The organism is Dermabacter sp. (assembly GCF_032550575.1).
Classification (GTDB): Bacteria; Actinomycetota; Actinomycetes; order Actinomycetales; family Dermabacteraceae; genus Dermabacter; species Dermabacter hominis.
Map to the genome: position 1 here is coordinate 23,706 of NZ_JAWFZC010000012.1, position 9,007 is coordinate 32,712.

Genomic DNA, 9,007 nt, shown 5'->3' on the forward strand with positions numbered 1-9,007 from the left:
TTATAGGAAGCCAATGAGCGTGAGCGATGCGAAGGCACCCGCGCCGATCGCGATTGTCATGCCCGCGATGATCGCGGCCCACCCCACGAGAGTCATTCGGTCGTAGCTGCGCGCACGCTCCCCCAGGCCGCGCTCTCCGGTGCGAATATCGACGTCGTGCTCATCCGGGCTCGACGGCACGAGCGAAACCGCGGGAGGCAACCGTCGTTCGGGCGGATCGAACGGCGCCTCGACGTCGTCCACTTCTTCGATAATCGCGGCGCTTGGGGGCCGCTGCGGCACGGGCGACGGCACCGGCTCAACGGTGGGCGGTTCCCCCTCGTACGGATCGAAATCCTCCGGAATATCCGGCATGAGGTCCACAATTTCAAGCCGGGAACCGTCGGAAAGAAATGCCGGGGAACCGGGCTCCACGCTCGGGAGCTGCGCGAGGGCCTCCCGCGCGCTCGGGCGCTCGGCGGGGTCGCTCGCGAGCATTGCGGCGAGGACCCGGGCGAATTCGGGCGAGAGACCTTCGGGAATTGTCGTATCGCTTAGCGCGGCGGGGCCGGCGAGCGTGAACAGCACAGACGCACCAAGCGCGTAGACGTCGGCCGCGGGTGTAGTGACGGCACCGGCGGCGACCTCGGGCGCGAAAAAAGCTTCCACGGTCGCGGTGTCCACGACCGGGAAATCTGGCGCTTCGACCTCCGGCATCGCTGCGCTCACGCCCGCGAGAACAGCGAATACGGGTGGGCGATCTTCCCGGCACATGATCGTGGTGGCACTCACGCGGCGATGCACCCACCCCGCCTCATGCATCGTTGCGAGCGCCTCGAGGATTTGCCTCGCGATCATGAGTGCCGCTGATTCGCCGAGCGTCCCCCTGAGGCTCACAACTTCGGCGAGGGTGCCACCTGACACGAGCGGCATTGCCACGAGCGCCTCGGACTCATCCATCGCATACGGGGAAAGAAGATGCGGGTGGGCGAAAGCCCCGTCGGAATCTTCGAGTATCCGCCTCGCCGAGACCAACTGCCCGTCACCGAGAACCTTGAGCGCACACTGATCCTCGCGTTCGCAGTCCCACGCACGCCAGACCTCGCCCGTGCGTGAGCGCTCGACCAGGTCGATCCGCACGAAACGCTTGCCGTAGGCGTTCATGGACCTAGATCAGCACACGCCGACGCATCTTTCAACTTCTGTAGCGTTTCAGTGTTGACATTCGCATTTTGTGGCCAGCCTTGCACATATGAATATGCAGGCTAAGTTCGCAGGCATTCTCCTCCGGGGGCATGGCCATGAAGGCCTCAACGCGCGGGCTATGAAGCAACGAGCAATGGCAGCGCGTAACAGTCACCAAGTATTCCTAAGGGTCTTCACGTAAGACGGCACCCGAGCCCAAAGAAGCTGAGGAATGTTCTGGCCAACATTCGAGCTTGCGTTCGACGCTGGGGCCACATGACCCACGGCGTTCAACTGGCTTGCTCACGGCTCACAGCCGCCCGAGGCAGGTAAGTCTAGCCAGCTTTCGTCAGCTTCCTCTAAGTTCTCCCAACGGCTCACCTGGAAGGAGGGCTAGAGCCTTGCCGTGCCCCAAGCACCACGCAAGCGTGACCATCGTCACACAGCGGTGTATGATCCGAGATGACCCAAGAGGAGGTGATTTCAATGACGATTCAACTTTCCCAAAAGACGCCTCGCCTACACCAAGGCGCATACGGACAAACGCACTGCAGCTCACACTGCTCCAGCCCCAACTCCAATCTCGCCATGAGCGAAGGGAAAACTAGCGAGGGGCGGACGTCATGACGACTTCCACCATCAAGACCGCGCTTTGGGCCGTGTATCAGTTGTGGAAATACTCGCCGACGGTCCTGATGTTCTATCTGATTTTCGTGATCGTCGACAGTCTCGGCCCTGCGCTGATGGTGATCGCGGTTGAAAACCTCGTACACGAGGCCACTACGAGGGAATCACACTCCCAACTGTCTGGAGCTATTGTCGCGGCGGGGCTCGTATTCGGGCTGAACTCCAGCGTTCGGTCTGTCGCGATGACTCTCAGTCAAATCTTGAGCCGAAAAACCCGGGCGGGCATGGAGTATGAGTTCGCGAAAGCAATGTCCCGTGTACCGGCAGACCAGCTCATGGGAGACTCGCTCACTACCCGAGCAAGAACCGCGAGCGAAGCCATTGCAACGGCGGCATCCTTCCATGGAACCTATGTGATCAATTCGTTCCGCGCAGTCGCCACCATGGCATTTTTGGTCCTCGCCTTGGCTCCTTACAGTGTCATTTCGGCGTTGGTCATCGTGCTGGCTACGATTCCTACGCTCATCGCTTTTACACTGGTCGCCAAAATCGAAGGCCGAACCTGGCCCTTGGTTTCTCACGAAGTAAAGTTCGGAAGCTACGCCCTCAATCAGTTGGTTTACGAAAAGCCAGCTTTCGAGCTGTCGGCACTTGGGACCGGCTTCAAATTAGCTCGCGTCGTTAAGCAGCGGTCCTTCAAAGCCGCACAGCTCTTTGTCTCAGCGATGTCGAAGTCCACTATCCTTATCGTTCTGGGTGGGCTTTTTGCGACTGGCCTCTTGATCTTTGCTCTATTCATACTCGCCTCCGATAGTGGTCTCGGTGCAGGGGTTCTTGCTGCCGGAGTGGTGGCTCTGATTTCGAGCATGTCAGCTACTTCTGATGCCTCGTACACTCTGGGCAGTGTTGTCTCAGGTACCCCGATCGTCGATGCCTATAGACGGTTTACTAGTGAGTTTCAAGGTGAGGTCGGGGAAGCTTCCTCGTCAGACGCCGATACACCTAGAGCAGATATTCGAAGTCTTCACGTGCGTTCCGTTTCCTATAGCTATCCCCATGGCGCGACTAAAGCACTCGATAACATTTCACTGTCTGCGGAGAAGGGGCAACTCATCGGCATCGTCGGCGTGAACGGCGCAGGCAAAACAACGCTGGTCCGTATCATCATGGGCCTGTTTAAGCCTAGTACTGGCGACGTTCTGATAAACGGTGAACCGATCAACTACTTCGACGACGTCTCGCGCACCAGCCTTTTTGGATTACTGTCGCAAGAGTTTGGGCGATACGAACTCACAGTGAGGGAGTCCTTGCTTCTCGGGACAAGAAGAGACTATGTCTGCGACAGTGAGCTTTGGGACGCGCTCGATGCGGCCAGACTAAGGAAAGCTGTCGAGAACCTACCGGATAAGCTAGATTCCCAACTGGGCGAGCAGTTCGGCGGGGTCGGACTCTCTGGCGGCCAATGGCAGCGACTTGCGCTAGCACGGATAGTCTTGCGCAATGCTCCAGTGTGGATTCTTGATGAACCTACAAGCGCCATCGATGCAGAGAGTGAGAGGGCAATCTTCGATGACCTTGCATCCGGACCCACGAAAAACGATCGCATAACCATCGTCGTATCCCACCGTGCTGCCACATTACGTGCTATGGACCGAATCTATGTCATCGAAGAAGGACAACTGATTCAATCAGGCACCTACTTAGAGCTGCTGGCATCGCCAGGCCGGTTTCGCGAAATTTTTCGTGAAGAAGAATAGAACACACACCATTGTGAGTCATATATCGAGTTCTACTTTCATGACGCGAATTCGGGATGAGACTGCACCAAAGAGGAGCGTAGTCTTAAAGTCGTTGATTCGTAAAAGTGCGCCAGTACCCTTCTGATATCCAACGTCCACAACGTGGATCAACCTTCCTAGCGTAGAAACTTCACCCGCCCTAGCGGGTCTCTTCCCTCTACACGGCCTAAGATGGCGGCCGAGTTCGACGGGTGGTAGCGACGCCGTGTTCGTGTCGGAGAAGGTTGCGGTGCGGGAGATCGCACGCCCTTGCGTGCGCAGTCGCTCTACTGTTTCTCTGTAGTCGAAGCGGGACGGGATGCTTCGTGCTCGCTTCGCGAAGGACTATTCCTCACGAGTGAAAGCGTGCTGCTTTCGAAAAACAACGCCGCCCGAATGGGCTCAAGATCCCGTCAAACCTTGAACAACCCGGCATCGTCCAGCATCACTTAAATGAAAACTTGCCGCCGGAACAGGTGTGAGGCCGGGTGCGTAACGTCTTTCCCGACCGCAAGGATCTGTGGGTGAGACACGAAACTGTGTATAAACCGATCAACCTACAGACCAATGGGGATCTCAACCGGAGTGGCAGCTCTTACTCGCATAAGCCCGACTATTCGATATCCCCACACCGTCTTAGCGAGCGCCGACGCCACTTCACGGACACGTCTCGTTCTGAGCGCGTCCACCCCGCCACTCCTTCAGACTCCTAGTCAGCGGATTTGCCTCGCGATCATGAGTGCCGCTGACTCGCCGAGCGTCCCCCTGAGACTCACAACTTCGGCGAGCGTGCCACCTGTCACGGGCAGCATTGCCACGCACGCCAGACCTCGCCCGTGCGTGAGCGCTCGACCAGGTCGATCCGCACGAAACGCTTGCCGCAGGCGTTCATAGGCCGCCCTGCCCACGCGTGCGCACGCGCCCAATGAGGGTCTGGAGATCCTCGAGCCGGCGTTCCCACCACGACTCGGGCTTCACGCGCTCGAGGAGTTCATCGAGCTCCGGCACGAGATGCCACACGTGAAAATCCGCGCCCGAATCCGCGGGTGGGCGCGCAGCGCCTGAAAAAACCCGCGCGAGAGCTTCGCCAGTGCGATCGCATTGAAACTCGACACCCGTGACCGCCGGAAACTGGGCCCCGCGGGCCGCCTCGAGCGCGTACTCCCACGCGGGTGCGATGTGTTCCTCAAGTCCCTGCACCGAGGCGAGTGGGGCGGGTGTGCCTCGATGGGCGACCCACACGCCACGAATGTCGAGCACCGCATCCACGCGGCACAGCCGCTCACCGTCGGCCCCGGCCGCGCTCACGTACACGAGGTTGCGCAGTGCATCCGCGGGCGTCAGGGGGGACACGAATCTGGCGAGCGGTTCCGCGATTGTCGCAGGCAGAGCTCGGCGAAGCGGCGCATGCTCAGCGCCCGCCAGCTCATTCCCGCTCAGCGACACGTCCTCACCTCCGAGTTCATCCATCAGTGTCGACATGGCTCGCTACTGCGCCATGTCCTTGAAACGCGAGTAATGCCCCTCGAACGCCACGGGAATGGTTTTCGTTGCGCCATTGCGGTGCTTCGCGACGATGAGGTCCGCCTCGCCCGCGCGCGCCGATTCCTTCTCGTAGTAGTCCTCGCGGTGGATGAGCACGATGAGGTCCGCATCCTGCTCAATCGAGCCGGATTCGCGAAGGTCACTCATCATGGGCTTCTTGTCGGTACGCTGCTCATTGCCGCGGTTCAGCTGCGAAATGGCGATCACGGGCACCTCGATCTCCTTCGCGAGGAGCTTGAGCGCACGCGAGAATTCCGAAACCTCCTGCTGGCGCGACTCGACGCGCTTACCGGAGCTCATGAGCTGCAGGTAGTCGATCACGACCAGTTTGAGATCCGCCTTCTGCTTGAGGCGACGGCACTTCGCGCGAATCTCCATGAGGGTCATGTTCGCCGAATCGTCGATATACAGCGGCGCATCCATGAAGCGAGTCGTGGCGCGCGCAAGGCGCTCCCAGTCCTGATCGTCGACCGTGCCGTCGCGAAGGCGACTCATCGGCACCTGCGCTTCGGCGGCCATGATGCGCATCATGATCTCTTGGCGGTCCATTTCGAGGGAGAAAATGGCCGACGCCATCCCGTTGTGGATCGCGGCGCTCCTCATCACGTCCATGCCGAGAGTCGTCTTACCCATCGCGGGACGGCCAGCGAAAATGATCATCTGCCCGGGGTGCAGGCCCTGGGTCAGCTCATCAAACTCCGCGAATCCCGTGGGCACGCCGTTGACCTGACCGCCTCTGGACTGGAGCATCTCGATAAAGTCCATCGTCGGCTCAATCACTTCGGAAAGCTTCACGTAGTCCTCGGACTTCGTGCGGTCCGTGACCGAGTACACCTGCGCCTGCGCTTCATTGACGGCGGCATCAACCTCGCCGCCATCCGCAGCGAAGCCAAGCTGCACGATGCGCGTGCCCGCCTCGACGAGGCGACGGAGCGTAGCCCGCTCCGCGACGATTTCGGCATAGAACCCCGCGTTGGCAGCCGTCGGAACCGCATCGATCAAATCGGCGAGGTACGGGGCTCCACCGACTTTCTCGAGGTTGCCCTTCTCACGCAGCGCATCGGCGACCGTCACGAAGTCGGCCGGCTCCCCGCGACCGTAAAGGTCGATGATCGCCTCGTAAATGAGTTCGTGCGCGGGGCGGTAAAAGTCGTTGCTGCGGAGCTTCTCGACGACGTCGGCGATCGCATCCTTCGACAGCATCATGCCGCCAAGAACGCCCTGCTCAGCACCTAGATCCTGCGGCGGGAGGCGGTCCATTCCCTGATCGGGACCCGGCTCCAAAAGGGCGCTCGACATACGACCTCCTCAAGTCTCGGTGTGACTGCCCCCGAGGCGGGGCGTGAATGCCCCAGAATCCTATCGCGAGGTGCTACTCGGCGACGAGGTCTTGCACATCGGGGTTCTTCTCGAGCCAGCCCTGAACGTAGGGGCACACGGGGCGAACCTTCACGCCGTGACGGCGCGCATGTTCGAATGCCGCGGCGGTCACCTCGCCGGCGATGCCTCGCCCGCGAAACTCCGGATCCGTCACGACATGCGTGGCGACGAAAATGGCGCCATCATTCTCGCGGTCGTATTCGAGGTACCCCGCTTCCACGCCACCTTCCGTGGCAATGAAGCGCTGCTGGTCAGAAAAATGAGTCACGGTAGCCATGCCTTAAGTGTCGCAGGAGCGCGCGGGTCGCAACAGGCTTTTGGCTATTTTGGCCGGAGATCTCGAGGCATGGGCAGGGCTCGCTTGGCTCATGCGGGTCCGACGCTTGTTGGGCGACCGTCGGACCCATCCGCTTTCACCGCGGCGCCCCCTTCTCCTTTTCGCTCCTTGCCCCTTCCTCCATCGCCGCCGTACATCCCCCTTTCCTCCCCCCCCCTCACAGTTACCGTGGTGCACCTCACTCTGTTGTTTTTCGGGGTCGGTTTATCCACACTCGTATCCCCGGTTTTGGTGTGCGGTGTTTCTTGGGGAGGGGTTTTGCGTGACGATCAGTGCTCCACAATCCGTTTTTACCCACAAGAATTTCGGGTTTTCCACATGCAGGAGTTCTGTGGTTGCTGGTTTTCCACATTCTCTGGGCTGGTAGCAGGGTTCTTTTCGGGGCGGGCGAGTTTAAATGTCTCACCCTTCTTTTAGGCTCGAGACATCAATGAACAACACGAACTCTGGTCTCAAGAAGTTCAGTGTTAAGGGGAAGGGGGAATCCAGGAGCTATGAGTGCACCAACACTCGACCACACTGCCACTGCCGTTGATGCGATCAGCATGGATGGCGCTACTGTTGCTGCGGTTGGTGCTGCGGGGTCCACTGGCATCGTTTCCCCCACGACTGATTCACCCAATGCTCTGCCCATCTCTCGCGAACTCGTTGATTCCGGTGCTCCCACCCGCACGGACGTGCTGAATGTGCTGCTTTCCCGTTCTGAGGGTTGGCAGGCTTCGCTTGCGGGCATGCTGAAAGCCTTCCCCACCGCTCCTACGACATCTTCGTCCGGGGTTTCTCGCGGTGAGACGATGGTGCATCCGGTGACGACGCCCGCGCGTGTTCTTGATGGGCAGGATTTGCTGACGCGTCTGGATGTGTTGGAGTCACTCACGCGGATCGCGGAACTGACTGAAGCGGTCAAAGCGCATATTCTTTGCGAGCTTGATGAGACCGACGGCATCGGCCACCTCAACGGCAAAGAGATCGCTGCAAGCAACGCAGTGAAGTCTGAAAGCACCAAGCCGAGCGAACACTCACCCACGGAACCGGAGGATACTGCCAACCTCGATCCGTGTGCTGGCTTGGATTCTCTTAGCGACAAGGACCGGGCAAGAGTGTTCGCTGTGCGGCGGGCTCTCGCTCATGAGGTGTCGTTGATCCTCAAACAATCCCCTCACGCGACCAGTGTCGAGATTGCCCGCGCACGAATGCTCACGAAGAACCTGCCGACGCTTCTCGCGAACCTTCAGGCAGGACGCATCTCCATCAACGAAACCCACGCGATCACGAACAGCCTGCGCGATGCCACAAGTCCCCACGCCCAACAACTAGACCACCCAATCGCGCGAGAGTTGGAGCGTTCCCCACACGCCGGGAAAACACACTGGCGAAACTTCACCACAAACGCACTCCTCTCACTCGACCCTGCGACTGCGCTGGAGCGAGAAAAGACAGCATTCACCAAACGCCGCCTCACGTTGAGAACCTTACGCAACGGCATGAGCAGCCTCACCCTCACCCTGCGCACCCTCGACGCCACACGCATCCACGACCTGCTCACCAACCACGCTGCCCGCGCCTACAACACTCTCCACCAGCACGAAATCACCACCGCCAAAAAAGAAGCACACGACCACGCCCAACAAACCACCACCAAACTCCACTCGCTCCTCGAAAACGGCGACTTCACCCTGAGCCACCTCACCAAACCCGCCCCTACCCCACAGCCACGGATCCTCACTCAGCACGCGAAACTCACCAAGATCGAAGAACTCGAGTTAGAGGAAGCCGATGAAGCCGCCCGCACCAAAGCCAAAGCCTTCCTCACCAAGCTCGAACAGGAAAAACTCCGCCTCACAATCACGAACAACAGTGACGGTTCACCAGAGGTGAGCGTGGTAGCCAGTGCAGGGGCATGGCGGCGCCACTACCAACCACCAGCACATACAAAGCACAACCTCGCCATCGACGCTCTCGTCGAAACCCTCCTCAACACACGACCCGACCACCCCACAACCTGCTTCGCACCCGCCACCACCGCACCCGGCGTCACCACAGACCCCTGGACACCACTACCCCACCCACACGAACCATGGGGTTACCCGCAAATCGTGGACACGTAGTGGAGCTACCTAGTGGTTAGGCAGCTATTTCTTTTCTGCTAGTGATTAGACCAATTTGGTTCTCAAAG

General features: G+C 59.7%; 6 protein-coding genes. 2 read left to right on the forward strand and 4 right to left on the reverse strand.

Annotated features, from left to right (window positions below):
- A complete protein-coding gene (locus tag E6X30_RS09995; protein ID WP_316336171.1) occupies nucleotides 1-1,143 on the reverse strand; it encodes a protein kinase domain-containing protein in 1,143 nt (380 codons plus the stop codon).
- Nucleotides 1,144-1,787: 644 nt separating this feature from the next.
- Between E6X30_RS09995 and E6X30_RS10000 the strand changes: the two genes are divergently transcribed.
- Nucleotides 1,788-3,548, forward strand: coding sequence for an ABC transporter ATP-binding protein (locus E6X30_RS10000; RefSeq protein ID WP_316336172.1), 1,761 nt, complete (start codon nucleotides 1,788-1,790; stop codon nucleotides 3,546-3,548).
- A 909-nt stretch (nucleotides 3,549-4,457) separates the two neighbouring features.
- Here the strand turns inward: E6X30_RS10000 and E6X30_RS10005 are convergent.
- The 3 genes from E6X30_RS10005 to E6X30_RS10015 all read right to left on the reverse strand — a co-directional run bounded on the left by E6X30_RS10005 (nucleotide 4,458) and on the right by E6X30_RS10015 (nucleotide 6,771).
- Entirely contained in the window at nucleotides 4,458-5,051 is a 594-nt protein-coding gene (locus E6X30_RS10005; RefSeq protein ID WP_141740585.1) for a hypothetical protein, read from the reverse strand.
- Between the two features lie 6 nt (nucleotides 5,052-5,057).
- Entirely contained in the window at nucleotides 5,058-6,413 is a 1,356-nt protein-coding gene (gene dnaB / locus E6X30_RS10010; protein WP_034371573.1) for a replicative DNA helicase, read from the reverse strand.
- 73 nt (nucleotides 6,414-6,486) lie between these two features.
- Complete coding sequence (locus tag E6X30_RS10015) at nucleotides 6,487-6,771, reverse strand: GNAT family N-acetyltransferase (protein ID WP_040386431.1); 285 nt, start codon at nucleotides 6,769-6,771, stop codon at nucleotides 6,487-6,489.
- A 554-nt stretch (nucleotides 6,772-7,325) separates the two neighbouring features.
- Between E6X30_RS10015 and E6X30_RS10020 the strand changes: the two genes are divergently transcribed.
- Nucleotides 7,326-8,939 carry a DUF222 domain-containing protein gene (locus E6X30_RS10020; RefSeq protein WP_316336173.1) on the forward strand — a complete coding sequence of 538 codons (1,614 nt, stop codon included), beginning with the start codon at nucleotides 7,326-7,328 and terminating at the stop codon, nucleotides 8,937-8,939.
- Nucleotides 8,940-9,007: the final 68 nt, after the last annotated feature.

Bases quoted from the DNA above. Each gene is read 5' to 3' on its own strand.
- E6X30_RS09995 (WP_316336171.1), bottom strand. From the start codon at position 1,143: ATGAACGCCTACGGCAAGCGTTTCGTGCGGATCGACCTGGTCGAGCGC.
- E6X30_RS10000 (WP_316336172.1), top strand. From the start codon at position 1,788: ATGACGACTTCCACCATCAAGACCGCGCTTTGGGCCGTGTATCAGTTG.
- E6X30_RS10005 (WP_141740585.1), bottom strand. From the start codon at position 5,051: ATGTCGACACTGATGGATGAACTCGGAGGTGAGGACGTGTCGCTGAGC.
- dnaB (WP_034371573.1), bottom strand. From the start codon at position 6,413: ATGTCGAGCGCCCTTTTGGAGCCGGGTCCCGATCAGGGAATGGACCGC.
- E6X30_RS10015 (WP_040386431.1), bottom strand. From the start codon at position 6,771: ATGGCTACCGTGACTCATTTTTCTGACCAGCAGCGCTTCATTGCCACG.
- E6X30_RS10020 (WP_316336173.1), top strand. From the start codon at position 7,326: ATGAGTGCACCAACACTCGACCACACTGCCACTGCCGTTGATGCGATC.